The sequence below is a fragment of the Parendozoicomonas verongulae genome (genome assembly GCF_009711465.1).
Lineage (GTDB): Bacteria > Pseudomonadota > Gammaproteobacteria > Pseudomonadales > Endozoicomonadaceae > Sansalvadorimonas > Sansalvadorimonas verongulae.
The window spans coordinates 1-26018 of the sequence record NZ_SMME01000840.1 but is presented as its reverse complement, the minus strand read 5'-3'; the positions used below and the strand labels follow the sequence as shown (position 1 = coordinate 26018).

The window sequence follows — 26018 nt, the reverse complement described above, 5'->3', positions numbered from 1 at the left end:
CATGCATGAAGAACAACAGAAATCTGAAGAGGTTCAGGCTCTTGCTGACGATCTTGGTCACAGCCGCTGTGCACAGCCTTTCAATATCCTTGGCGTGCAAAAAAGGCCAGGTGAGGGAATGGTCAGTGTACGTGTATGGTATCCGGAAGCCATGTGGCTGAGAATTCTGGATAACGTAAACGATAAAGTGGTCGGAGATATGGAACCGTCCTCACTGGTTACGGGGCTGTTTGAGTTAACAGTGCCAGAGGATGACCTGCCGTCGGTGTATATCGTAGAGGGAGAAAGTGCTAATGAAGGTCTTTTTGAGTTCATAGATCCCTACCAGTTTGGGGGCGATTGCCTGCGACAAGGTGATATTGATTATTACCATCTCCACCACCATCTGGGAGCCCATGTTCATGAACACGCCTGTCAGGACAGGGCTGGCAATCCGTTAACTCTGGCTGGTGTGTTGTTCAAAGTTTACGCCCCCCGGGCTCGCAGTATCAGTGTTATTGGTTCATTTAATTATTGGGATGGCCGTACTCATCCCATGTCCAGCGGGGAAGGCGGGATATGGCGGCTTTTTGTGCCGGATGCAAAAATTGGTGACCTTTACAAATTTGAAATACGCAATCAGAAGGGGGAACTTTTACCCTATAAAGCGGACCCTTTTGGATTTTATGCTGAACAGGCCCCTGGCAATGCTTCCATTGTTTACGACAATCACCGGTATCAGTGGCAGAGCCAGAATCGGAAGTCAGGCTCAGACAATATACAAAACCGACCAGTCAGCATTTACGAAGTTCATGCCGGTTCATGGAAAAAGGAGCAGGGCTACTGTCTTACATACAAGACGCTGGCCGAACAACTAATACCCTACGTTGTGGACATGGGTTTTACCCATATTGAATTTCTGCCATTGATGGAGCATCCCTTTACTGGTTCATGGGGCTACCAGCCAGTGGGGCTGTTCGCCCCTACCAGTCGTTATGGTGCACCGGATGATTTCAAGTGCTTTGTGGATCAGTGCCATGAGAATGGTATTGGTGTCATTATGGACTGGGTGCCCGCCCACTTCCCGGAAGACGGTCATGGGCTGAGCCTGTTCGATGGAACGGCATTATACGAGTATGGAGATCCCAAAAGAGGCTGGCACCCTGACTGGAAAACACTGATATTCGATTACGGTAAGCCTTTTGTGCGCCAGTTTCTTATCAGTAATGCTTTATTCTGGTTCGAGCACTATCGTATTGATGGCTTGCGCGTGGATGCCGTGGCATCAATGTTGTATCTGGACTATTCCCGTAATGAGGGCGAGTGGGAAAGAAATATTTATGGAGGCAATGAACATCTTGAAGCGGTCAGCTTTCTCAAGGAATTGAATGAAACTGTTTTTTGTCACTACCCTCATGCAATGATGATTGCGGAAGAATCAACCAGCTGGCCAGGTGTGTCACAGCCAACCTGGGATAACGGACTCGGTTTCAACTTTAAGTGGAATATGGGCTGGATGCATGATTCTCTCAACTACTTTTCCAGACCCACCGAATACCGCAAATATCACCATAATGAGCTGATCTTCAGTATGGTGTACCACTACTCCGAACATTTTGTTCTGCCTGTTTCCCATGATGAAGTTGTTCATGGCAAGGGAACGCTGTTAACCCGCATGCCGGGGGATGAGTGGCAGCGGTTTGCCAATCTTCGTGCTTATCTCGGGTTTATGTATGCTCATCCGGGGAAGAAGCTTTTGTTTATGGGGACGGAGTTTGGTACGCATCTTGAGTGGAATCATGATGGTGAGCTTGACTGGTGGCTGATTAAGGAAAATCAATTCTGTCCGGGGGTCAGCAGCCTTATTCGCGATCTGAACAGACTTTATAAAGAGCATTCAGCCCTTTGGGAGTTAGATTATGAGCAGGATGGATTCCAGTGGGTGATTAATGATGATAATGAGCAGTCTGTCATAGCCCTGTTACGCCGGGATACCGGTCATAAAGCCCTTTTGGTTATCTGTAATCTGACACCTGTTGTGCGTCATAATTATTCTGTTGGTGTCCCACAGGCAGGGACCTGGAAAGAGATGCTGAACACGGATGGGGAATGTTATGGAGGAAGCGGTGTTACGAACCCGGATGTGATTGTATCAAACGATGAACCACTTCATGGTCACCCTTTCTCTTTGCGGCTGACACTGCCGCCTCTGGCAACACTTTATCTCAGCTTTTGAGTTTTAGCATAAGCCTCCTCATTTATTGCGGAGGCTTATGTTAAGTACCGAAAACTTATGCGGTCAGGTTGTTCAGCAGCATCACCAGATCTTCAGACCAGGTCACAATCATCAGTACAACCAGCAATGCCAGAATCATTGGCATAACTTCACGGACAAAGTCAGCAATACGCACCTTCAATATGGAGCATACAGTAAACATCATGGAACCAAACGGCGGTGTCACGCCACCAATCATGATGTTCACGATAATGATGATACCGAAGTGAACCGGGTTCACGCCTGCATTCATGACGGCTGGCAGCAGCAGTGGAGTCAGCAGAATCATCGCCGCACCGCCTTCGATAAACATACCGATGACCAGCAGCATTACGTTAATCATCAGCAGCAGGATTTTCGGGTCATCGGTAAAGGCCACCAGAGCAGAGGCCACATTCTGGGGAATCTGTTCCAGAGTCATGTAATAGCCGAATACCATCGCGCCGATGATGATAAACATCACACTGGCTGTGCCCTGAACGGTTTCCTGCAGGATCATCACGAAGTGCTTAGGCTTGAGCTCGCGGTAAATAAAGATACCGATCAGCGCACACAGGAACACCGCAATAGCCCCCGCCTCTGTAGGCGTGAACAGGCCAAAGCGCATACCCAGGATAACGCCGAAAGGAATCAGCAGGGCGGGCATGGCTTTACAGAAGAAGTGCCAGCGTTCAGCTGCAGAAGCAGGCTCCTCACGGGACACTGGATAGTTTCTGCGGCGGGAAATGATGGTCACAGTGATCATCAGAGCAATCGCCATCAGGATCGCCGGGATATAGCCTCCCAGGAACATCTGACTGACAGATACGTTAGCCAGCAGGGCATAGATGATCAGGTTAATACCAGGGGGAATAATGGGGCCGATACTGGAGGAGGCGGCTGTGATCGCGGCACTGAATGGCAGATCGTAACCGCGCTTGGTCATTTCCGGAACCAGAATCTTGGCCTGCATGGCCGCGTCTGCATTAGCAGAACCGGAAATACCACCCATCAAGGTACTCAGGGCGATGTTTACATGGGCCAGGCCACCGCGTTTGTGGCCGATAAACGATTCCGCAAACTTCAGCAGGCTACTACTGATGCCGGAATAGTTCATAACCGATCCCACCATAATAAAGAACGGAATCGCCAGCAGTGGGAATGAACCCACAGAGGAAATAAACCGCTGCATAACCAGGCTGACGGGGATGCTGGTGTTCAGGAAAACAAAATAAAACACAGATGAGGCCATCAGGGAGAAGGCCACCGGTACGTTCAGTAAAAACAGAACGAACAGGATGATAATAGGGGTATACGCTTCCATGGTATTGTCTCTTACTCCGCAGCACCGTTTAATGAAGTGTTTAACTGGCTTTGGGGATTGCGCAGCGCAGAGATTTCCTGTGCGAGAAAACGCAGAGTGTGCAGAACCATCAGACCGAAGCTGAGAACCAGCACAGAATTAATGTAGAAATAGGAGATGCCCATAACCGGTGTGGATTTTGAGGAGAGCATCAGGTAATCAAAGCTGAGCCATACCATCACAGAGTGCAGGGCCAGCAGGAAGAGGTAAAGCATAATCTGGAAACGCTGGCGCATACCCTCAGGGAGCATGGAGATGATGATATCTACGCCAAGGTGGAGCTTGTGTTTATAACAGGAGCTACCGCCCAGATAGGTTGCCCATATAAAGCAGATAACTGACAGCTCTTCTGTCCAGGGAATTACAAAGCCAAAACCATACCGCAGGAACACGTTAAGGATAACCATAATCACGGTAATGGAGATGGCGATACTTGCGAAAATTTCTTCAAAGTATCGGAACAAAAACGTCATACTTGTGGGCTCGTACAGCGGAAACAAGCACCGGGCTGTCCAGGTTTCAGACAGCCCGGCTGTGGAGGGGCAGGAGTTACGATTGCTCAGCCGCAGCGCGAATCTTCTTCAGTTCGGCCATGATGCGCTCATGAATGTCGGAGCTCCAGGATGGGAACTGGGAGTAAACCTTGGCAGTCATGTCGTTGAACTGTGCGGAGTTGACTTCGTTGAAAGTCACACCCAGATCTTTCAGCTTCGCGGTATATTCCTTCTCCAGCTTCACCAGATCGGTGTTGTTGGACGTAGCGCCTTTCTCGAACTCTTCGTTCACAATCTGCTGCTGTTCAGGAGTCATCTTCGCCCACAGTTGTGGAGAAATGTAGATACCTACAGAGCCCAGGAAGTGGTGAGTCAGAGACATGTTCTTGGCCACTTCGTAAGTTTTGGTGGAATACAGGGTCAGGATGGAACCTTCCAGACCGTCAACTACACCTTGCTGAACACCAGCGTAGGTTTCCGGGAAGGCCAGTGCAGCAGGAGCGGCGCCCATGGCCTGCAGAGTGCTGATAAACATCTGGCTCTGAGGAACACGGATACGCATGCCGCGCATGTCCTCAGCGTTCACAATTTCCTTGTTGGTAATCATGTTACGGAAGCCGAACATGTAGTCAGCGTTCAGAACCTTGATGCCTTTCTCTTCAGCCTGTGCTTTCAGATCCTTCACCATGTCGGTGTGCATCATGGCTACGTATTCGTCGTAGCTGTTATACAGCATGGGGCCAGCCAGAGCCGCGAAGTCAGGCACGTAGTCGCCCATGTAGGTCAGATCTTCAACCGCAATCCAGTTGGCGCCGTTCACGACCTGTTCCATATTGTCTTTGTAAACAGGCAGCTGCCCACTTGGGAAGACCTTGATGTTCACGCCACCGTCGGTACGCTCACGAATACTGTCAGTGACTTTGATCAGTTCTTTAGTCAGTAGTTCGTTAGGGCTGAACACCAGACTCATATTGATGTCCAGAGGTGCAACCTTGGCAGATGCCGATTCGGCTTTCTGTGGATCTTTATCAGAACATCCCGTCAGCAGCAAGGTTGCTGCCAGTACAGATCCAAGTAGCTTTTTCATCCTGGTTCCCTGAGAAATATGTGAATTTCATGCAAAACACTGCTTGAAGATCTGTTCATCGAACAAGAACGCACGCAAGCAGACAATTACAAAATTGAATGACGCAACCGTGCCCGTGTTCACTGGTTAATAAAAGAGCACGATCTATCTTTTTTTTGTCTGGGAACTGATAAATTGTGTATGAAGAAACTGCTGTCTGATTAGCAGTTTGTGCGCAGGCGATTGTTACAATGTTGTACCTCAGGTAACCTCGCTTGCACATTTGAGAAGAGTCATAAGCATGAGTATCTGGAAGCGAGACATAAACCTGGACGTTTTGAACAAAGGTTTGAAAAATACCTTATGTGAACATTTAGGCATGATTGTCACTCATATTCACGACGATGGTGTGACAGGAACCATGCCTGTTGATACGCGCACGGTGCAGCCTATGGGGCTGCTCCATGGCGGAGCAAGTGTAGCTCTGGCGGAGTCTCTTGGAAGCATGGCGGCTAACATCGCGGCTGAGCCAGGGTACTACTGTGTGGGGTTGGATATTAACGCCAATCATGTGCGTGCAGCCCGCAGCGGGCTGGTCACAGGCAGAGCGAAAGCAACGCATATTGGCCGTACGACACAGGTTTGGGAAATTATTATTAAGGATGAACAGGATAAGCTTGTGTGCATCTCCCGTTTGACGATGGCAGTGGTGAAAGCCTGATATGACTCCAGATGCAGGGACTCCACTGACCATAACAATAAAAGATATGAGCTTTGCTGTCATCGAACAAGCTGTGCAAGTGCGTGTATTGTCAGGATTTGGAAAGATCAGCCCTGAAGTGGCAAAGATTATTGTTTGCCGTGGTTTAAAGGAGGAAAATGGGCAATGGTTGTGGCGCAGACCCATCAGCTGGTTGCTGCTATATAAAGTACCTGCACTGTTGGTTGTTGCCAAAGGCGGAATGCTCGACAAGGCTGTTCAACAGTTTGCTGATACTCTGGATCATATTGAAGTCCATAGTCTGGAGGGGGAGCATCATCTGCAACTGGAAGGGCAGGCTGGTGATGTTGTACAGGTGATTCAGCCATTTTTCACTTTAAGAATGATGGGGTAAAACAGTGACAGGAAGTGTGATTAAAAACATGGTGTTTATTCAGCCCCGAAAGCCCCTGTTATGGCTGGCAGGCCTGAGTCTGTGTTTTGTTCTGACAGGGGCTGTACAGGCACAAGAGGGGGATTTACCCGGTTTGCAGCGTTACCCTAACGCCAGTCTGTATCAGTCCGTTACCCGGGAAGCGCGCAACTATCCGGTGCTGGGCAGTCGCGCCAGAAAAATCCGCGGGGAGATTCGTGCGGATAAAGAACAGTGGCTGGACGGCTTTCTCGAACGCCGGGTTTATGAAATTCCTACAGGGCACGGCAGTGCCAGAGCCTTTCAGGATATGACTAAGCATATCAAGGCACTGGGAGCGGAAGTGGAATTTCTCTGTGAAGGGCGAGACTGTGGCCCCAGTAATCTCTGGGCGAATGATATTTTCGGTGTATCCACCCTTTATGGCCACGACCGTGAGCAACACTATCTACTCGCCAGCCGCGAAGTTAAAGGCAGCAAAGAATATTATGTTCTGTACTCTATTACCCGTGGTACCCGCCGTGTTTATACGATGATTGACCAATTCACCGTGCCTGCTCCCTGAGTGCTTATGTAAGCACTGCGCTCTTTATCCAAGCGTTTTCGCCGATAACTTCTGTCAGAAATGGCAGGAGTTTCGGTTATGTCCAAAACAGTCTCTCTGGTGCTCGGCAGCGGTGGTGCGCGGGGTTATGCCCATATTGGTGTCATTGAAGAGCTTCAGGCCCGTGGTTACGAGATTCAGGCTGTGGCCGGGAGCTCTATGGGAGCACTTATAGGCGGACTGTTTGCAGCTGGTGAGCTGGACCATTACCGGGACTGGGTCAAAGAACTGAATTATGTCGATGTTATACGCCTGCTGGATCTCTCCTTTAAAAATCCCGGTGTGATCAATGGTTCCCGGGTGTTTGATGTGATCAGCGAGATGGTGGGTGATACACGCATAGAACAAATGCCCATTGTGTTCACGGCAGTTGCTACAGACCTTCATGCTCGTAAGGAAATCTGGTTTCAGGATGGTGAGCTGTTGCCGGCGATTCGTGCTTCCATTGCTATTCCCAGCCTGTTTACTCCAGTGAATTACAATGGACGAACCCTTGTGGATGGTGGTGTACTGAATCCCCTGCCTATTGCGCCCACTGTATCCGCTCACTCCGATATGATTATTGCCGTGGATCTGAACGCGGATGTGCAGCCCTTTAAAATGTGCTGTAGCACATCTCAACCCACGCGACAGGACAAGGTTTTCAGTCGCTGGCTTAACAAATTCCGCTGGCGTTCAAGTAGAGGTATCCAAACTGCTGGCAGTCATGGTGAAGCTATGATGAAAAGCGGCATGCTGGATATATTCAACCAATCTCTGGAAATTATGCAGGAGTCACTGGCTCGCTATAAGATGGCTGGCTATGCTCCAGACCTGCTAATTCCTATTTCTCGCCGTCAGTGTCGGTTTTATGAATTCAACCGTGCTGAAGAAATGATTCAACTGGGGCGTATTGTGACTGAAAGAGCACTGGACAGTTATGAAGCCGGGCAAGGGTCCGGCTTTGAGTACAGTTATGCCGGGAGTGGAGAGCCTCCCATCACTTTTCCTGGGCAGGATGTCGCTCAGGGGACTGCAGGGTCGTGATATTCATAAAACAATTATGGAAAGTCTGTCAAAACCGGGTGATGGTATGGGGGCCTTTTCTGATTGCTCTCAGTGCAGTTGCTGATGACTCGACTCTTCATCTTGGCCAATACAGTTCTCCCCACACCCTGAACCCCTTCCAGATTGCGACCATTGACAGCGCCATAGTGACAGAAAATATTTATGAAGGACTTGTCGTGCCGTCCAGTGATGGGGGTATCAAAGCGGGCCAGGCTGAAAACTGGCGGTTTGAGAATCAGGGACGGCGCATTGTGTTCACACTGCGTGACGGGCTTCAGTGGAGTAATGGTGATCCACTGGTGGCTGACGATTTTGTCAAAGGTTTTCACTATCAGGCTGACCCTGCTAATGGTTTTATGATGGCCTCACGGTTGAAAATGTTAAAACTGGTGAATATAGATGCAGTGACGGCAGGCGATATGCCACCAGAAAGGCTTGGTGTCAGTGCACCTGATAAGCGGACACTGGTGCTCAACCTCGAACAGTCAGTTGATCACGCCCTTTACCTGTTGGTGAATCAATACCCACTTCACACTCCCACGGTAAAAACCTATGGGGAAGGGTGGGCTAAAATCGGCCGAATGGTTGTTAACGGTGCTTATATACCCCGTGAAATGGTTATCAATGAAAAGCTGAGGATGATCAAAAATCCTCTTTACCATGATGCTGACCGTGTGCGTATTCAGCAGGCGGTGTTATATGCGCTGACAATGGAAGCTGAGTTCAAACAGTATGAAGCAGGACAGCTGGATATGACCTACTCGGTGCTTCCAGGGCGTTCAAATTGGTTGCAGTCCCGCTTTGGTAATGAATTGAAGATTAATAAGCATTCTGGCACTTACTTTTACACGTTCAACCTCGAGAATCCAAAATTTAAGGATGCCCGGTTGCGCAGGGCATTAGCTTATGCCATTGATCGTGAGGTGATAACGGAAAAGGTGACAGGTTATGGTAACCCCGCAGCAAAAACCTTTGCGCCCTTACCAACCCTGTCGGGCAATCACCCGGAAAATTCCCCTTTAATGTCTGCGACTCAGCAGGAGAGAATAGAGGAGGCCCAGCGTCTCTATAAAGAAAGTGGTTACAGTCTGGACAATCCTCTCACCATAGAAATTTTGTACAACACAATGGAAAGTCACAGACTCATTGCACTGGTTGTGGCAGATATGTGGAAGCGGACGCTGGGGGTTCACACTCAGTTACGCAATGTTGAGTGGAACTCGATGGAAGCAGAACTGTTTGAGAAAAAATTTGATACCGTGCGAACAGGCTGGGCGATGGGGCACCCGAATGCCTGTTTTCTCTATCCGATTTTTATGTCCGGATCTCCTTCCAATGTGTCAGGCTATAGCAGTGCGGATTTTGAGCGACAGCTACAGCAGGCCTGTTACAGCTTTAATAAAGATGAACGGGCTAAAGGCCTGAAAACCATTGAAGAAACACTGGCCCGGGATATGCCTGCTATACCGATTTACCACTATCAGGACGCACGGCTGGTAAAACCCAGAGTTCAGGGCTATCCGGAAGATGGCCGTTATGCCCACTTTCGTATTCAAGACTTATGGCTGAAAGCGCCCATGCCATCAGCGCGGGCGGCTCAGTAACACATACACAGCACCGGTTCCGCCATCCACAGGCAGGCAGGAGGCAAAGCCCAGTACTCCGGGGATCTGTTTCAGCCAGGCGTTAACATAGCTTTTCATGGTGTCCTGACGTCCCCAGGACCCATGGGATTTACCATGCACTACTCTCACGGTCGTGTAATGATTTTTGCGGCAGAAGCTGATAAATCGTTGCAGCATGTCCCGCCCATCGTCAAAGGTGTAGCCGTGTAAATCCAGATTATACTGAATCTCCAGTTTGCCTTGTCGCAGCTTGTTAAGCTTGCTGTGCTGGAGGCCAGGTTGAATATGTTCGATGTACTCTTCCGGTGCAATAGCGATCAGATGAGTATCGGAAAGACCATCTGCGACAATTGAGTTATCTTTTGTCGCTTCTCTGCGCCTCAGGCGCATGGTGAATTCCGGAATGCCTTTCTTTTTATCAAGAGCCGCTTTGTTTTTTGTGCTCTTGTGTTTGAGAGGGCGCACCCCAGCCATCTCCCTGGCCAGAAGTTCTTTGTCGCTTTCGTCTACCATTGTCTGTGCACCGTGGGAGGGATCGTTAAATCCGTCAAGAATAAAAGCGCTTTCTAGCGTTTTTGTACCGTGACTGTCAAACCCATCGGCCGGGTTTCGAATTCTCTACGGCTCCTGATAGCGTGGTCTGCCTCAGGCTGGCCTGCTAGAATCCACCTCCTTTTGATAAATGCTCGAAGGATTGGCAATGTCCGGATACCTGCAAGAGAACCTGACCGACACTGATGGCCTGCACACAATTGGTGACTGGTTACGCTGGACTTACAGCCGGTTTAATGAATATGAGCTGTTTTTCGGTCATGGCAGTGATAACAGCTGGGATGAAGCCTGCTCACTGATTTTGCAGGCGCTGGAGCTACCCTGGGATTTTGATCAGAGCCTGTACAGCTGTCGCTTGACGGCCACAGAAGCGGCCCATCTTAAGAACCTTGTGCGCCGCCGTATTGAAGACCGCGTGCCTGCGGCCTACCTGTTGAATCAGGCCTGGTTCTGTGAAATGCCTTTTTATGTGGATGAGCGTGTGCTTGTGCCACGATCCCCCATTGCTGAACTGATCCAGAACGGTTTCCAACCCTGGATGGGTAATGCGCCGGTAAGCCGTGTGCTGGATTTGTGTACTGGTTCAGGCTGCATTGGTATTGCCTGTGCCCAAACCTACCCGGAAGCGCAGGTGGATCTGCTGGATCTGTCTACCGATGCTCTGGATGTGTCCCGCATTAACATTGATCGTTACGAGTTGTGGGGTCGCGTGCGGGCTGTGGAGTCCAACCTGTTCTCCGCACTGAAGGATGAGCAGCCAAAATACGAGATTATTGTCACCAATCCCCCCTATGTGGATGAAGAGGATATGTCTGATCTGCCCGATGAGTACCATCACGAACCCGAACTTGGGCTGACAGCTGGCCATGATGGTCTGGATCTGGCGCGCACAATTCTTCGTGATGCCCGTGACTATCTGACAGACGACGGTATTCTGGTGATGGAGGTGGGCAACAGTTGCTTTGCACTGGATGATGCCTTCCCCAATGTGCCATTTACCTGGCTGGAGTTTGAGCAGGGTGGCCACGGCGTTTGCCTGCTGACGGCAGCGGAGCTGGATCAGTACAAAGACAGCTTTGCCGGTTAAGTATCAAATATCTCACTTCCACATAAGAGTAAGCCGGGTATAATCCTGCTTACTCAATGGGATATAAAACGATAACTGTCGGCGGAGCATTATGGCAGGGAATACAATTGGAAAGCTGTTCACCGTAACTAGCTTTGGCGAGAGCCACGGGCCTGCACTGGGCTGTATTGTGGATGGTTGCCCTCCGGGAGTTGATATTTCTGTGGAGGATTTGCAGAAAGATCTGGATCGGCGCAAGCCCGGCACATCCAGATTTACCACCCAGCGCCGTGAGCCCGATGAAGTGCGTATTCTCTCCGGTGTGTTTGAAGGTAAGACCACAGGTACGCCCATTGGTTTGCTGATTGAAAATACCGATCAGCGTTCCAAAGATTATTCCAATATTAAAGATATCTATCGTCCTGCCCATGCCGATTACACCTACAACCAGAAGTATGGTTTCCGTGATTATCGCGGTGGCGGGCGCTCTTCTGCCCGTGAAACGGCCATGCGTGTGGCCGCTGGTGCTATTGCCAAAAAGTATCTGGCTTCTCTGGGTATTAAGATTCGTGGCTATCTGGAGCAGATGGGGGATATTCGTGTGGAATCCTTTGACTGGAATGAAGTGGGCAATAACCCTTTCTTCTGCCCGGATGCGGCCAAAGTGCCTGAGATGGAAGCGCTGATTAACAGCCTCCGTAAAGCGGGAGACTCTGTAGGGGCACGCATCACCGTGGAAGCTACTGGTGTTATGCCCGGGCTTGGGGAACCTGTGTTTGATCGCCTCGATGCAGACCTGGCCCACTCCCTGATGAGTATTAACGCGGTGAAAGGCGTGGAGATTGGCGCGGGCTTTGCGGCCGTGAGCCAGAAGGGCTCTGAGCACCGGGATGAAATCACCCCGGATGGATTTCTCTCCAATAATGCTGGTGGGATCCTTGGAGGAATTTCCTCTGGACAAACCATTCGCGCCAGTATTGCCCTGAAACCAACATCGAGTCTGACCATTCCCGGCCGTTCCGTGGATATTCACGGGCAGCCTGCCGAAGTGATCACCAAGGGCCGCCATGACCCTTGCGTGGGTATTCGTGCCACGCCCATTGCGGAGGCTATGATGGCTATTATCCTGATGGACCATCTGCTGCGTCACCGGGGCCAGAATAGTGATGTCGCGTGTGAAACACCGGTGATACCGGCTACGCCTTAATATTTTCTAACCTGCTGAAAATACGCCTGTTCAGGCCGTGATTCCTGACTGATATATCGCAGTAAGGAATCACGGCCTTTCTATGAATATCTTTATGATCTCCCTCTTTTTGAAACCGTCGTACTGCTAAAAAGTCTGCAGACTCTTTCATAGCGGTCTATACATCCTCCTTCGTACAAAACACACACATTTGTATGGGTGCACAGGTGTACTCATGGGGGAGATGTTATGAATGAGCCGTCGGCAGCCCACCATACGTTGAAGCACCTTTCACTGGCAGTGGCCAGTGCTCTGTTTCTGCAAGGTACATACACTCACGCTGCAGGCCTGTCATTGGTGGATTTTAACTCTGTCTCTGCCTTTGGTTCTGCTGGAGCTGGCCGTGGCGTCAACAGCAGTGATGCCTCAGTGCTCAGCACAAACCCTGCAGGCATGTCTTTTCTCGATAAACAGCAGTTTGTTATTGGTGGGATGGGAATTTTTGCTGGTGGAGAAGCAAAAGGAACTTATGAAACTTTGATATTGGATAACCCCAATAATTATGACGTTGAAAATCTCACACCTGAAAATATTAAGTATTATCAAGTGTTCGGTAGCCTGAATAATTACCCTAAAAAAGGCAAGCACAACTGTACAGACTTTGATGGTAACTCTGCCCACTGCTATATCGAACACGGCAAGTCCAATGACTTCCTCCAGCCCAAGGTTGTTCCTTCTCTCTACTATGCCCAGCCTGTCACCGACCAACTATGGGCAGGGATGGCGGTATACGCTTCTTTTGGAGGAGAAACTGAGTACAAAGTTGAATCCCCATTCCGCTATCAGGCTCTCCAAAGCAAAACCCAGATTATGAAGTTTCAGCCTTCCCTGTCCTGGAGGTTCGATGATTCTCTGGCTGTGGGGGTTGGTTTGATGGTGGCTGCGGGGCAGATGGAAATGTCTCGTCATTTAAATCCGTTGGCTGGTGCGATTACGGATGCAAGCGCCCAGATTGACGGTGAAGGGGTAGGGATTGGCATGAACCTCGGTGTTATCTGGAAACCTCTTCCTTCCCTGGTTCTGGGGATGTCCTATCGCTCTCCTGTAAAAATGAAACTTGAGGGGGACTTGCGGGCGTCCGGGGTGGCCGGTCTTGGGGTTGTTATGGAACATTTTGCAGACCGCCATAATGATGGTTCTGACCATGATGACTACCCGCAACCGATTCCTGATGCCAAAGCTTCAGCTCGGTGGATGACTAGTGAGCGCCCTGGAATCACCAAACAGGATGTAAAAACCACCATCAAGTTCCCCGAGATTGTAGACCTTAGCCTATCTTATGATCTGGATCCGCAGTGGACACTGCTGGCTAACGCTACCTGGACCCGCTGGAGCCGTATGGAATACTTCAAGGTCACAGCGTCCGGTGGTATACCGGGGAGGAGGGTGTCCGATATTGTGACTGTGAGTAACGGTGCCCCCGGTGGCCATGTGGTGGCCTTTGTTCCCCAGAACTGGTCGGATGTCTGGTCACTCTCCCTGGGGGGGCAATATCAGCTGAATGAAAAGTGGCTCCTTCGTGGTGGCTATGCCGTTGATAAGTCTCCGACAAACGATACGACCCGTTCTGCCCGTATCCCTGATAATGATCGCCAGTGGCTCACCCTCGGTGCCCGTTACACATTTGATGAGAAGTATTCTCTCGATTTAGCCTATGGCTATATGATGATGAAATCGTTCACTATCCATGATGCCAACCATAAGGTGGATGGCAGCCGTCAGGGCGTCATAGAGGAAACAGCTATCTTTGAAGATCCCGGCTCCCTCTCTGCCAGGTATCGTAATATGCATGCACATGCTTTTGCTGCACAACTTACGGTACGTTTCTAATTGAGGTTTGATGATGAAGTTAAGACACGCAATTTCTGCCTTTGCGCTTCTATGGTTGTCCATTATTGGAACAACCGTTTCAGCAAATGGCTGGCAACCCTTCCCCGAAGGTTTGCCTAAGCCGGATTTGACAGGAGATAAACTGCAAGAGCAGTGGCCATTGATTACCCGCGCCACTCAGGATCCATTCCCCACAGACCCTGCGCTGCAGGACGCCTGGCGCTCGCACTTTCAGGGTGACCTGGCGGAGGCTAAATCCAAAGGTCTCGCCCTGGGGACCCCTGAGGGTAAGTATGTGGCTTACAGGGCGCAGACGATTTATGCCATGTATATGACTCCTCAGCCTGCAGGGAACATCGCCTCATCTGAGAGAGCCGTACTGCTGAAAGAAGCGGCAGACGAGCTGAAAAAGCTGGTGGACGGTATGGACGATGGGACAGTAGAGCCCAATGTGCATATTCGCTTCTGGTTTGTCTACACCACTGGCCGCTATATCGAACTGATGAAGCCTGAATGGGGCATTCTCACCAAGAAAGCCAAAATGAAAGAGATGTTGAAGTACGTGAAGCAAATTCCTCCCCGGACAAATATTCCTGCCTTCCACGCCTTTCGTGGGGGTGTCTATGCAGGCATCAATGAAGAGGGTACTTTAGCCAAATTGACTTTCCGCAGTTATATCGAAGACTGTGATGGTCATAGAGCAAGCTATGAAGACGGTACGTTGAGCCAGTTCAGGTGTGCAGAGATTTTTCTGGAAGATAAGCCTTTCCCTGAGTTCTACAACAGCTATGCCAAAGCGCTGTTGCAGATCGACAGAGCCAAGTATCAGGATTGGGCTGATGAATTCCGCCAGTATGCCACAGGCGCCAGCAGCCCTAAGCGCGTCACCAATATGATTTTCAGTGCAGAAGACTCCTTTGCCCGCAATGCTATAAAAAAGCACTAAAACAGGACGCTCAAGCTCAGACAACAAAAAAGGCAGCGAAACATAAACCGTAATGTCATGTTTCTCTGCTTTTTCTCAGTGTGTGCTTTCAATAGCAACCTGTTTTAGCAGCTTCTGAACAGAGCGGAGCATAGTGTGTTCCGCTTCTTTTTTTCCGGTCAGGCCTGTGTGCCTGACGGTGTCTGCCCAGCTTTGATTCTGTAGAATTTTACAGGTGAGTATGGCCTGTTCCTCATCGGTGAGCACTGTGCGATGCTCCGGGAGAATCGTGCAAGACAGTTTATGCAGCTCAGGAAGACAGGCGTCTAAGTTTCTGTATCCGTTGCAGAATTCATGGAGTAATTCGAGTTCATCTTCTTCCAGTCGTGGGCAGAATTTCAGGAGCTGAGACGTCTTTCGTTGCATCAGATGCAAAAGCACGCCGTGCTCCAAACTGCCAAGCACTGTATGAGCAAGGAAGGGGAGAGATTGGAAATATCTAAGGCTCCACTGCTCTACGCAGCACTGGCCTGTTGTTGAGAGTCCTTGCCCGACAATGACACTATGGCAGCCACTGGCACTGTTACGGGTGCTGCCGATATGGAGAGGTTGCATGGTGCATTTGCCCCAGAAACTCAGCAGCTCTGACGTTGCACCAAAACTTGTTCCTATCAGGTCAAACCCTTTCTCTGCCATGACATCGGCTACACGCTGCATAAGGTGTTGCCCAAAACCTGTGCCCTGAACAGCTGAGTGAACGGCAATGCGCATAACCCTCGCCATTTTCAGTTGTGGTGCTTCACGAAATCCACCCTGTGCAGCAAGAGTTTGTGGAAGTAAGTGCCCTTTTGGACGCCGCTTTCCAGCCCAGATTTGTTGAGACAACTCCTCATTGAATTCACCTTCATGACTCACTAATGCGGCTGCAATGACAGATTCATCGTTGCCGGTTTTGTGAGTCAGCACAGCAGTATCAAGATCCTCTCTGTCCAGCATGTGCACCAGATCGTCCGGACGGGTCTGGTAGTGGGCATTCACCAGTAATCCGAAGACTTCCCGTAGCCGTATTTCATTTTCCCTGAGTTCTGCTCCCTGAATAAGGTGAAAGCTGGTGCTCTCCAATGTTGCTTTGGCCGCGACTTCATCAGAAGCCGCATCAGCATTGAGCAGCAGCAGGTTTTCCATGAGTTGCTCTGCGGGGTCACCAGAGTTCCAGCGAATAGGCTCTTTGAGTTCACACTGCTGCCATTTGGGGGTGATAGCGTTGAGCGTCTTTTTAAACCGAATAGCAAAACCACGGCCTGTGCCTTCATACCCATGAATGGTGCTGGCAAACACGATGCGTGAGTACTTCCTCAGGAGTTTTTCCAATAGAGGTGCGGGGAGTGCAGCGGCTTCATCCACCAGTACCAGACTGGCTTTGTGCTCTTGGGAGGCGAGCTCATCGGGAGCAATAAATCTGATCTGGCTTTTGCCCAGAGATATCACGTTTTTTTGCTTGTGGCTCTGTGGCAACAGCACTTCTCCATGATGGAAAACAGTATCAGCGGCTTTACGGGAAGGCGCAGTGATAAGAATGGATAAACTGCGCTGTTGCTCCTGCTCGGCAGCAGTCAGTAGTTGTGCCGCTGCGATCCCCAGAGCAGAAGACTTCCCCCGGCCCCTGTCTGCCGTTATGACAAGAGGTCGGCGACGATGGCCGGTGAGTACACGTTTAATAGCTGTCACAGCGCGCTCTTGATCCTGTGTTGCACAGGGAGGCTGGGGTAGATTGTTGTCTTGTTCCAGTTTCTGGGGAGTGAGGGGCTGAAGGCCTGCTTCTGTCAGATGAGGCAAGTTACACCGTTCCAACAGTTGAGAAGCCCGCAGATGAAACGGTGACGCCTGGGGCCACTGACATTTTGGTGGCAGTAGCAAAACCAATAGCCCACCGCCTTGCAGGGCTCCGCTGACAATGCCCAGAGCATCTGCAGGAATAACTTCTGTCAGGTCAAGAATCAGTAATGCAATGGATTGCCCTAAAAGTTTTTTGGCTTGCTTCCAGGGTTGTACATTCGTAAGCCCCCACTCACTGCGGTCGCTGAAAAACCAGTATGGCTGCTGAGTGAATGTGGTGATGTCTTCAAGCACCCCGGAAAGCCAGGGCTGGCTTCCCGAGAGAAGGAGAGGTAACCGGTGGTTGTTACGGGCGGCTACCGGAAGGGCTTGAGCAAGGTATTGAAGAGTGTTACTGGTAGAGCCTGAGGGTGTCTGATACGTATCCATGGTATGGATTGTATCAGTTTCTCCAGAACGATGGGGTCATCAGTACCAGAACAGTGATGATTTCCAGACGTCCCATCAGCATGCCGAAACTCAGTACCCACTTTGCTGCATCGGGCAGGTTAATGAAGTTACCTGCCGGGCCAATCAGATCACCAAAGCCCGGGCCAACATTGCTGACGGCAGTGATGGCTCCACTCATGCTGGTCATCATATCCAGCCCCATGGCAGACAGAAGAATGGTTATAAGGGCAATCAGCAGACCATAGAAGAAGCTGAAACCTACCAGTGAACGGAGAATGTCACTGGTAATTTCCTGACCGTTGTAACGGTGTACAAAGAAGGCGCGGGGATGGGCTGCCTGCTTCAGTTGCATCAACAGCAGTTTGAAACCGATCTGGAAACGGAAAATTTTGATGCCCCCTGCGGTGGAGCCGGAGCAGCCGCCCACAAACATCAGGAAGAAGAACACCGTGGTAGTCAGTCCGCTCCACAGGCTGTAATCAGTAAGGGCATAGCCGGTGGTGGTGACAACGGATGTGGTATTAAACGCCACCAGTGTCAGGCTACGGAAGAAGTCCCAGTCTTTTGTGAGGGATAGCCACATGGCCAGAGTCACCCAAACGATGACCATAAAACCAAGAAAGGCCTGAATCTGACTGTCTTTGAACAGGTCGTCCACATAACCACGGAAAGCTTTGACGAACAGTACAAACGGCAGGCTGCCTAACAGCATAAAGATGGTGCCATTCCAGTAAATCCAGTAGTTGGTAAAGTGCCCCATGGAGGAATCGGATGTAGAGTAACCACCGGTAGAGAGTGTGGTCATAGCATGATTAATGGCTTCAAAGTAGGTCATCCCCCCGAGCTTGTAACCAATGGTACATAGCAGGCTGAGAATCAGATAAGTGGCCACAACGCCCTGGGCGATATTGCCGGAGCGAGGCATGCACTTATCTGACCAGTCGGATGATTCACTCTGGAACAGGCGCATACCGCCCACTTTCAAGAACGGGAGAATCGCCACAGCCATTACTATGAAGCCTATACCGCCCAACCACTGCAGCAGGGAGCGCCAGAGCAACACGCCTTTATCGAGATGCTCAAGTCCTGTCATCACTGTGGAGCCAGTTGTGGTGACTCCCGACATGGTTTCAAAGAAGGCATCGGTGAAACTCATATCCTCAATCAGCATAAATGGAATAGCTCCCACACTGCTGAGGGTGACCCAGCTCAGGTTGGTGAGTACAAATATTTGCCGTGGATCGAGGCGAAAGGGCGCAGAGCGTGTTTTCAGAACACAGATGCCACCGATGAGAATAGCGCCGATAGCGGCCTGAAAAAAAGACATAGCATTAGGGCTGCCGATAGAGAGGTCATACAGTCCCGGAACCGCCATCAGTAGGCTGAAAGCCATGGTAAACAGGCTGATGACGTACACAATCGGTTTGAGATGCATGGTGAGATAACGACTTCATAAACAGAACAGCGTAGTGTCTTTCAGCAGCTGGCCGCTGTAATTACGGGCTTATACGTTGTTTAGTGCCGTAATATGCGATTACCGCTGTTGTTCCAGCAGGTCAATCAAGACCTGTCCGGCGTTGGACAGCGTTCTGTCCTGATGATGAACATAGCCCAGGCTGCGGCTCATCGACATGTTTTTCGGTGTGATCTCAACCATACCTTCGGTGAGCATGGTGCGGGGCAGAACACTCCAGGCCAGGCCAATGCTGACCATCATTTTCAGGGTTTCGAGGTAGTTGGACTCCATGATCACATCCAGGCTCAGGCCGCTCTGCTCAAAGTGAGACTGTACAATGGAGCGGGTGAATGTGTTTTTACCCGGAAATACCGCAGGGTGCTGGCTGATGGCATCAAGGGATGGGTGGGACAGGCTGGCAAGGGAGTGGGTTTTTGCCACCATAAACACCAGATCATCATGCCATATCTCCCGGGTGATAAAGCGGTCGCTCTGTTTCTTAGTCAGGTATTCTGGCGCGATAGTGATAATACCCAGCTCAATCTCCCCGCGCCTGACGCCACCATAAGCCCATTCGGAATCCACAAAACGAATGTCCAGAGATACCTCCGGATACTGCTGATTGAAGCACTGCAGTATTGGGGGCAGGCGGTGCAGCCCGATATGATGGCTGGTGGCAATACTGAGGCGACCACTCACTTTGCCGGACAGGTTGGACAGTGCCTGACGGGTGTCGTCAATATCCCGCAGAATGCGCTGTGCCCGTTTTATCAGTACCTGTCCCGCTTCGGTCAATGTTACTGTGCGGCCCACCCGGTCGAACAGACGTACCCCAAGCTGACTTTCCAGCATGGCAATGCGTTTGCTGATGGCAGGCTGGGTGAGATGAAGCTGCTCTCCCGCAAGGGAGAAGGATGCGGTTTGGGCGACGGCCAGAAAGGCAGTCAGGTTCTGGCTGTCCATGACATAGAAGGCTTTAGTTGAAAGGCCGTAGTATGACGAGGCTTGTTCGAAAAAAACAAGGGGAGCCTCTGAGGCTCCCCTTGTTTAACACTGTAGCGAGGGTTTTACACAGTTGTGTCTTGTCCCTTGGGAGAGACTTGATAGGTTTCTACTTTGTTGTCTTTTAGAACGTTAGCCTGAGACAAAGTCTGATAGATCTGATCGGCATCGTCAGTACTGAGCTCAGCCAGAATGCTGATGTCATTTTTAGCACTCCAGTCGCTACCCGTATCTTTCCTGTACTGTAACAAAGCCTGCTGGGGAGTCATCCCTTCTCGTTGTGGCGGGGTAGATCTGTCTGTGAGCATGACAACACAGGCCCGTCCTTCATGGCGCATCACAACAAGCTCAATTCTTTCTCCATTGATCAGCTTTGGTAAGGCTTCACCTTCCTCCCTGGACTCAATTTCAACTGTGCCCGTTAAGAGAAATATACCATCAGCGTTCGGGCCAGATACTGGTTCCAGATCGAAGTCAGCTGAATCAGTGGTTGCTGTTTGGTGAGTCGTTTTCAACAGCTTTTCGAGCTTGCCCAGAAACTCTGTTGGTTCCACTTCAGGGCCTGGAGCTCTGAAAAAGCTGAATTTGCGAATTTTCTCCATCAACAGGCCAACGTCAGCCTTAGGCATACTTTCCAGTGTGTCGAAGCTTGTTGCAACAACCTGTTTGGCATCTTGTGACATGGGAATAAATGCAGAAGCTTTCTTCAGGGCGCCGATAAATGCCCCTTCTTTGTCTGAGAAGAACCAGCTTGAACCACTAGCTGTTGCAGCAACAGTTTTTAACTGTACGGCTTCACTGTTAGAAAGGCTTTTGTACATATGTTCGCCATCAATCTTAATGGCAGAAATGCCGCCCAGCATGGGCTGAACAAATCCCATACGGTTATCTTGAGGGAACATTGTGTAAAGGAATGATGTGAGAGCATCCAGTTCAGCTCTTTGAACATCGAGGCAAATAGGGCTTTTAGTGACTTTCTTTACAAGAAGCTGAACATCTCTTTGCTCCGTGACTGCCATCTCACGCAGTGGGCGATTGGGTATAGTGCCTTCGGCCATTTTGGAAGCCTTGGCTACCGATGTACCTTCATCACTACTGCTACTGCCGGTTGATGAAATGCGCGGTCGTTTGACGGCTTGGCCTTTTCCTATCTCACCGCTGTATTGATACGGAGCGGTTTCAGAGCTGGAAGGAATTTGTGCTGCCATGGAGTGTGTCCTCGTTGTGGATTGAGGAACGGTAGAGTGCTGCGAGATGGGGGAGTTGCAGTGTGGTGTGGGAATGACAGTAAGGCTGACAGGGTTGGTAGAATCTGTAACGGCTGGAATTATCATTCCTTGTAGTTATCGAATGAATAAAAATTATGAATTTGTTTTATTTTATAGGGTGGCATAGGATTCGGAGACAGTACTGGAGTAACGCCTGAGGAGAATACTGTGGCCGGGAAGACTCTCTACGACAAATTGTGGGATGACCATCTGGTCATGAGCCGTGATGATGGCTCCGCTCTGCTTTATATAGACCGCCAGCTCCTGCACGAAGTCACTTCGCCTCAGGCTTTTGAAGGCCTTCGTATCGCCGGCCGCCAGCCCTGGCGGATCAGTGCCAACCTCGCGACTCCCGATCACAACGTGCCAACCACCGTGGATGAGCGTGAAGTGGGCATTGAAGGGATTGTGGACCCGGTATCCAAAATTCAGGTGCAGACACTGGACGACAACTGTAGTGAATTTGGGATCACCCAGTACGCCATGAAGGATATTCGTCAGGGCATTGTACACGTGGTGGGGCCAGAGCAGGGTGCAACCTTGCCGGGTATGACAGTTGTTTGTGGCGACTCACACACGGCTACCCACGGTGCCTTTGGTGCACTGGCTCACGGTATCGGCACTTCGGAAGTGGAGCATGTGCTGGCTTCCCAGTGCTTAGTTGCCAAGAAAATGAAGAATATGCGGGTGCGGGTGGATGGCACCCTCGGCCATGGGGTGACCGCAAAAGATATTGTGCTGGCGGTTATCGGGAAAATCGGTACCGCTGGTGGTACTGGCTGCGCTATTGAGTTTGCCGGTACAGCGATTGAAGCCCTCTCTATGGAAGGACGAATGACCATCTGCAATATGGCCATTGAAGCCGGTGCCCGTGTGGGGCTGGTGGCCGTAGACAATACCACCATCGAATATGTGAAAGGTCGTCCCTTTGCGCCGGAAGGTGTGGAATGGGAAGCGGCGGTGAATTACTGGCATACCCTGCACTCCGATGTGGATGCCATTTTTGACTATGAAGTGATTCTGAACGCTTGCGATATCCAGCCCCAGGTAACCTGGGGCACTTCCCCTGAAATGGTTGCTCCTGTTGGATCTGTTGTTCCCGACCCCGAAGCAGAAGATGATGCTACCAAAGCAGAGGGTATTCGCCGTGCATTGCAGTATATGGGGTTGGAAGCGGGTCAGCTGCTGACGTCTATTAAGCTGGATCGTGTCTTCATCGGCTCCTGCACCAACTCCCGTATTGAAGACCTGCGTGCTGCTGCGGTTGTGGTCAAGGGCCGCAAGGTGGCAGACACCATCAAGCAGGCCATGGTTGTGCCTGGTTCTGGCCTGGTGAAGCAGCAGGCGGAAAAGGAAGGGCTGGATAAAATTTTCGTGGAAGCTGGTTTGGAGTGGCGTGAACCCGGCTGCTCCATGTGCCTTGCCATGAATGCGGACAAACTGGGGGAAGGGGAGCACTGTGCTTCAACCTCTAACAGAAACTTTGAAGGGCGTCAGGGATTCGGTGGACGTACTCATCTGGTGAGCCCGGCTATGGCGGCTGCCGCTGCGGTGGCGGGTTATTTTGTCGATGTCAGGGATTTGGTGAAAGACAAACAGGAGGAGCGGGCCTGATGAAAGCATTTACTGTTCATAAAGGTTTGGTGGCCCCTCTGGATCGTGCCAATGTGGATACGGACATGATCATCCCCAAGCAGTTTCTCAAATCGATCAAGCGCACAGGGTTTGGTAAAAACCTGTTTGATGAGCTGCGTTACACCGATGCAGGGGAAGCGGATCAGGATTGCAGTGGTCGCCCTCTTAATAACGATTTTGTGCTGAACCAGCCACGTTATAAGGGGGTGTCTGTGCTGTTGGCACGGCAGAACTTTGGCTGCGGCTCCAGCCGGGAACATGCTCCCTGGGCTTTGGATGATTTTGGTTTTCGGTGTGTCATTGCTCCCAGCTTTGCGGATATTTTCTTCAATAACTGCTTTAAAAATGGTTTGCTGCCTATTGTGTTCTCGGAAGAGCAGGTAGATGAATTGTTTGTGGCCTGCGAAGGGGAAGAGGGATACAGCCTCACCATTGATCTTAAGCGACAGGTGGTTGTGAAACCCGATGGCAGTGAATTGGCCTTTGAGATTGATTCGTTCCGCAAAGAGTGCCTGGTCAATGGCCTTGATGAGATTGGTCTGACATTGCGGGAATCGGGAGCCATCAAAACCTTTGAAGACAAGCACCAGCAGAGGTTTCCCTGGCTGTTTAAAGAGCTGAATGCGTAATCAGCGTGTGTGACGAGAGAAATCAATGAAAAAAGTTCTGGTTTTACCCGGTGATGGTATCGGCCATGAGATTGTGGCTGAGGCCTTACGTGTACTGGATGTTGTAAAAGGCAGATTCGGCCTTGCCATTGAAACTGATTCTGCACTGGTAGGCGGCTCTGCGATTGATGCTACAGGTGTTCCTCTCCCAGAGGAAACCCTGACGAAAGCGAAAGAGGCGGATGCGATTTTGCTGGGGGCTGTTGGTGGCCCGAAGTGGGATGATCTGGATATGGCGATTCGTCCGGAGAAAGGGTTGCTGGGGTTGCGTTCGAATCTGCAGTTGTTTGCCAATTTGCGTCCAGCGATTCTTTATCCTCAGCTGGCGGATGCCTCTTCTCTGAAACCCGAGATTGTCAGCGGGCTGGATATTCTGATTGTCCGTGAATTGACGGGGGGGATTTACTTCGGCCAGCCCCGTGGGATTCGCACTCTGGAGAGTGGTGAGCGGGAAGGTTTTAATACGTACGTGTACAGTGAGTCGGAAATTGAACGTATTGGTCGGGTGGCCTTTGAAGCGGCCCGCAAGCGTGGTGGCAGGCTGTGTTCCGTGGATAAGCACAATGTTCTGGAAGTGACCGTACTGTGGCGGGAGATTATGGACACGCTTGCGCCGGAGTATCCTGATGTTGAGTTGTCCCATATGTATGTGGACAATGCCGCCATGCAGCTGGTACGTGCACCCAGGCAGTTTGATGTGATGGTGACGGGCAATATGTTCGGCGACATTCTTTCTGACTGTGCGGCGATGCTGACCGGTTCTATCGGCATGCTGCCTTCTGCATCTCTGGATGCCAATAACAAAGGTATGTATGAGCCAGTTCATGGCTCGGCCCCTGATATTGCCGGGCAGGATCTGGCGAATCCTCTGGCGACCATTCTTTCTGTGGCGATGATGCTGCGTTATTCCCTGAATGAGGCGACGGCAGCTGATGCTATCGAGGCGGCTGTGAGCGCTGTTCTGGATGCGGGTATTCGGACAGGAGATATCTGGTCGGAAGGCTGTGAGAAGGTGGGGACGCGTGGCATGGGTGATGCTGTTGTGGCGGCCTTGGCAGACGTCTGAGTTTGCAGTGATTTCAACGCGAAGGGGGAGGGTGTGTTGAATAAAGTAGGACTAATAGGCTGGCGAGGCATGGTAGGTTCCGTGCTCATGCAGCGTATGGCAGAGGAGGGTGATTTTTCCCGAATCGAGCCGGTGTTTTTTACCACCTCTCAGGCAGGGCAGGCAGGCCCTGCCCATCTGGCGGGTGAAAAGGCGAGTGTTCCCGTACTGAAGAGTGCGTTTGATATTGGTGAACTCTCTGATATGGATGTGATTATCTCCTGTCAGGGGGGCGATTTTACCGGTGAGGTTTATCCGAAACTGCGTGAGTCCGGTTGGGATGGTTACTGGATTGATGCTGCTTCCAGGCTGCGGATGGACGACAGTGCGGTGATTGTGCTCGACCCTGTCAATCGCTCTGTGATTGATCAGGCGCTGGAGCAGGGGGTTAAGACGTACGTTGGTAGTAACTGCACTGTCAGCCTGATGCTGATGGGGTTGGGTGGTCTGTTCCGAGAAGGGCTGGTGGAGTGGACATCGGCTATGACCTACCAGGCTGCCAGTGGTGGCGGTGCTCGCCATATGCGTGAGCTGGTGAGCGGTATGGGCGTGATTCGGGATGCGGTTGCTGATGAACTGGCTGATCCGGCTTCGGCCATTCTGGATATTGATCGGAAGGTGGCCGAAACCATTCGCTCCGGGTTGGATACGACTGAATTCAGTGCGCCTCTGGCGGGGAGTCTGATCCCTTATATTGATTCTCAGCTGGCTAATGGTCAGAGCCGTGAAGAGTGGAAAGGGCAGGCGGAAACCAACAAGATTCTTGGCCGTAAAAGCAATCCTGTTCCCATGGATGGTTTGTGTGTGAGAGTGGGGGCTATGCGTTGTCACTCCCAGGCACTGACCTTGAAGCTGACCAAAGATGTGCCTATGACTGATGTTGAATCTATTTTGGGTGAGGCTAACAACTGGGTGCAGGTCATTGCCAATGATCGTGAAGACTCCATGCAGAAGCTGACGCCAGCTGTGGTGAGCGGGACCATGGATATCCCCGTTGGACGCTTGCGTAAAATGAATATGGGGCCGGAGTATCTTTCCGCTTTCACTGTAGGAGATCAGCTCTTGTGGGGCGCTGCCGAGCCTTTACGCAGGATAATGAATATTGTGTTGGGTGAAAGCTGATTTCTATTCATATTTGATGGTCTCCAACCTGAAGTTTTGTGTGACGTCGAGTCGGGGTGCTGCAATACGGCGCCCCGTGAGGGTGTCATCATGGCATTCAATGATTTCTATTTTCCAATCATTGAGAACCTTTGACTCATAGATTCTAAAATCACTTGGCAAAAGGGTGTGTTTATTTTCACCAGCAAAGGACGCAGCGTTGCCTGAATTTCTTTTAATATGGACAGCAACAACCTCATCTTTTTTTACTGGTGCGGGGCATTAGTGATAGGCATTCCTACCCATCTCCAAA

At 50.7% G+C, this 26018-nt stretch carries 22 protein-coding genes; 14 read left to right on the top strand and 8 right to left on the bottom strand.

The annotated features are described in order from the left end of the window. Position 1 precedes the first annotated feature (1 nt). A complete protein-coding gene (glgB, locus tag E1189_RS13170; RefSeq protein ID WP_155160791.1) occupies positions 2-2215 on the top strand; it encodes a 1,4-alpha-glucan branching protein GlgB in 2214 nt (737 codons plus the stop codon). Positions 2216-2270: 55 nt separating this feature from the next. On the opposite strand, the gene E1189_RS13165 is transcribed toward glgB, so the two are convergent. The 3 genes from E1189_RS13165 to E1189_RS13155 all read right to left on the bottom strand — a co-directional run bounded on the left by E1189_RS13165 (position 2271) and on the right by E1189_RS13155 (position 5177). After that, complete coding sequence (locus E1189_RS13165) at positions 2271-3557, bottom strand: TRAP transporter large permease (protein WP_155160790.1); 1287 nt, start codon at positions 3555-3557, stop codon at positions 2271-2273. 11 nt (positions 3558-3568) lie between these two features. Beyond that, complete coding sequence (locus E1189_RS13160; RefSeq protein ID WP_155160789.1) at positions 3569-4069, bottom strand: TRAP transporter small permease; 501 nt, start codon at positions 4067-4069, stop codon at positions 3569-3571. Positions 4070-4145: 76 nt separating this feature from the next. Further along, on the bottom strand, positions 4146-5177 hold the full coding sequence (locus tag E1189_RS13155) for a C4-dicarboxylate TRAP transporter substrate-binding protein (RefSeq protein ID WP_155160788.1): 1032 nt from the start codon (positions 5175-5177) through the stop codon (positions 4146-4148). A gap of 280 nt (positions 5178-5457) precedes the next feature. Between E1189_RS13155 and E1189_RS13150 the strand changes: the two genes are divergently transcribed. The 5 genes from E1189_RS13150 to E1189_RS13130 all read left to right on the top strand — a co-directional run bounded on the left by E1189_RS13150 (position 5458) and on the right by E1189_RS13130 (position 9544). Further along, the gene (locus E1189_RS13150; RefSeq protein WP_155160787.1) at positions 5458-5877 is read left to right on the top strand and encodes a hotdog fold thioesterase; all 420 of its coding nucleotides are present in this window, start codon (positions 5458-5460) and stop codon (positions 5875-5877) included. 1 nt (position 5878) lies between these two features. After that, positions 5879-6271, top strand: a complete 393-nt coding sequence (locus E1189_RS13145) for a hypothetical protein (protein WP_155160786.1) — start codon at positions 5879-5881, stop codon at positions 6269-6271. Between the two features lie 4 nt (positions 6272-6275). Next, the gene (locus tag E1189_RS13140) at positions 6276-6854 is read left to right on the top strand and encodes a DUF4892 domain-containing protein (RefSeq protein ID WP_155160785.1); all 579 of its coding nucleotides are present in this window, start codon (positions 6276-6278) and stop codon (positions 6852-6854) included. Between the two features lie 78 nt (positions 6855-6932). Further along, a complete protein-coding gene (locus E1189_RS13135; RefSeq protein ID WP_155160784.1) occupies positions 6933-7919 on the top strand; it encodes a patatin-like phospholipase family protein in 987 nt (328 codons plus the stop codon). Beyond that, positions 7916-9544 carry a peptide ABC transporter substrate-binding protein gene (locus tag E1189_RS13130; protein ID WP_155160783.1) on the top strand — a complete coding sequence of 543 codons (1629 nt, stop codon included), beginning with the start codon at positions 7916-7918 and terminating at the stop codon, positions 9542-9544. The genes E1189_RS13135 and E1189_RS13130 overlap by 4 nt, the downstream gene beginning before the upstream one ends. On the opposite strand, the gene E1189_RS13125 is transcribed toward E1189_RS13130, so the two are convergent. Further along, positions 9524-10078, bottom strand: coding sequence for a Smr/MutS family protein (locus tag E1189_RS13125; protein WP_155160782.1), 555 nt, complete (start codon positions 10076-10078; stop codon positions 9524-9526). The genes E1189_RS13130 and E1189_RS13125 overlap by 21 nt on opposite strands. A gap of 187 nt (positions 10079-10265) precedes the next feature. Between E1189_RS13125 and prmB the strand changes: the two genes are divergently transcribed. The 4 genes from prmB (at position 10266) to E1189_RS13105 (ending at position 15205) form a co-directional block, all read left to right on the top strand. Then, a complete protein-coding gene (prmB, locus tag E1189_RS13120; protein WP_230460381.1) occupies positions 10266-11204 on the top strand; it encodes a 50S ribosomal protein L3 N(5)-glutamine methyltransferase in 939 nt (312 codons plus the stop codon). Positions 11205-11295: 91 nt separating this feature from the next. Further along, positions 11296-12390, top strand: a complete 1095-nt coding sequence (aroC, locus tag E1189_RS13115; protein ID WP_155160780.1) for a chorismate synthase — start codon at positions 11296-11298, stop codon at positions 12388-12390. Between the two features lie 228 nt (positions 12391-12618). Further along, entirely contained in the window at positions 12619-14259 is a 1641-nt protein-coding gene (locus E1189_RS13110) for an OmpP1/FadL family transporter (RefSeq protein WP_155160779.1), read from the top strand. A 10-nt stretch (positions 14260-14269) separates the two neighbouring features. Further along, the gene (locus E1189_RS13105) at positions 14270-15205 is read left to right on the top strand and encodes a hypothetical protein (protein ID WP_155160778.1); all 936 of its coding nucleotides are present in this window, start codon (positions 14270-14272) and stop codon (positions 15203-15205) included. 75 nt (positions 15206-15280) lie between these two features. On the opposite strand, the gene E1189_RS13100 is transcribed toward E1189_RS13105, so the two are convergent. The 4 genes from E1189_RS13100 to E1189_RS13085 all read right to left on the bottom strand — a co-directional run bounded on the left by E1189_RS13100 (position 15281) and on the right by E1189_RS13085 (position 21136). Further along, the gene (locus E1189_RS13100) at positions 15281-17449 is read right to left on the bottom strand and encodes a tRNA(Met) cytidine acetyltransferase TmcA (RefSeq protein ID WP_155160777.1); all 2169 of its coding nucleotides are present in this window, start codon (positions 17447-17449) and stop codon (positions 15281-15283) included. Positions 17450-17462: 13 nt separating this feature from the next. Continuing rightward, on the bottom strand, positions 17463-18905 hold the full coding sequence (locus E1189_RS13095; protein ID WP_155160776.1) for a TrkH family potassium uptake protein: 1443 nt from the start codon (positions 18903-18905) through the stop codon (positions 17463-17465). A gap of 99 nt (positions 18906-19004) precedes the next feature. Further along, complete coding sequence (locus E1189_RS13090; RefSeq protein ID WP_155160775.1) at positions 19005-19889, bottom strand: LysR family transcriptional regulator; 885 nt, start codon at positions 19887-19889, stop codon at positions 19005-19007. Between the two features lie 104 nt (positions 19890-19993). Next, positions 19994-21136, bottom strand: a complete 1143-nt coding sequence (locus E1189_RS13085; RefSeq protein WP_155160774.1) for a hypothetical protein — start codon at positions 21134-21136, stop codon at positions 19994-19996. 228 nt (positions 21137-21364) lie between these two features. Here E1189_RS13085 and leuC point away from each other — a divergent pair, with 228 nt between their 5' ends. Genes leuC through asd form a run of 4 tightly spaced genes read left to right on the top strand, consistent with a single transcriptional unit; the run spans position 21365 to position 25726 of the window. Then, complete coding sequence (leuC, locus tag E1189_RS13080; RefSeq protein ID WP_329602027.1) at positions 21365-22810, top strand: 3-isopropylmalate dehydratase large subunit; 1446 nt, start codon at positions 21365-21367, stop codon at positions 22808-22810. Then, a complete protein-coding gene (leuD, locus tag E1189_RS13075; RefSeq protein ID WP_155160773.1) occupies positions 22810-23460 on the top strand; it encodes a 3-isopropylmalate dehydratase small subunit in 651 nt (216 codons plus the stop codon). Before leuC ends, leuD begins: the two co-directional genes overlap by 1 nt. 25 nt (positions 23461-23485) lie before the next feature. Continuing rightward, on the top strand, positions 23486-24565 hold the full coding sequence (leuB, locus tag E1189_RS13070) for a 3-isopropylmalate dehydrogenase (protein ID WP_155160772.1): 1080 nt from the start codon (positions 23486-23488) through the stop codon (positions 24563-24565). Between the two features lie 36 nt (positions 24566-24601). Next, positions 24602-25726 (top strand): aspartate-semialdehyde dehydrogenase, encoded by a 1125-nt coding sequence (asd, locus tag E1189_RS13065; RefSeq protein WP_155160771.1) that lies wholly within the window; start codon positions 24602-24604, stop codon positions 25724-25726. Positions 25727-26018: the final 292 nt, after the last annotated feature.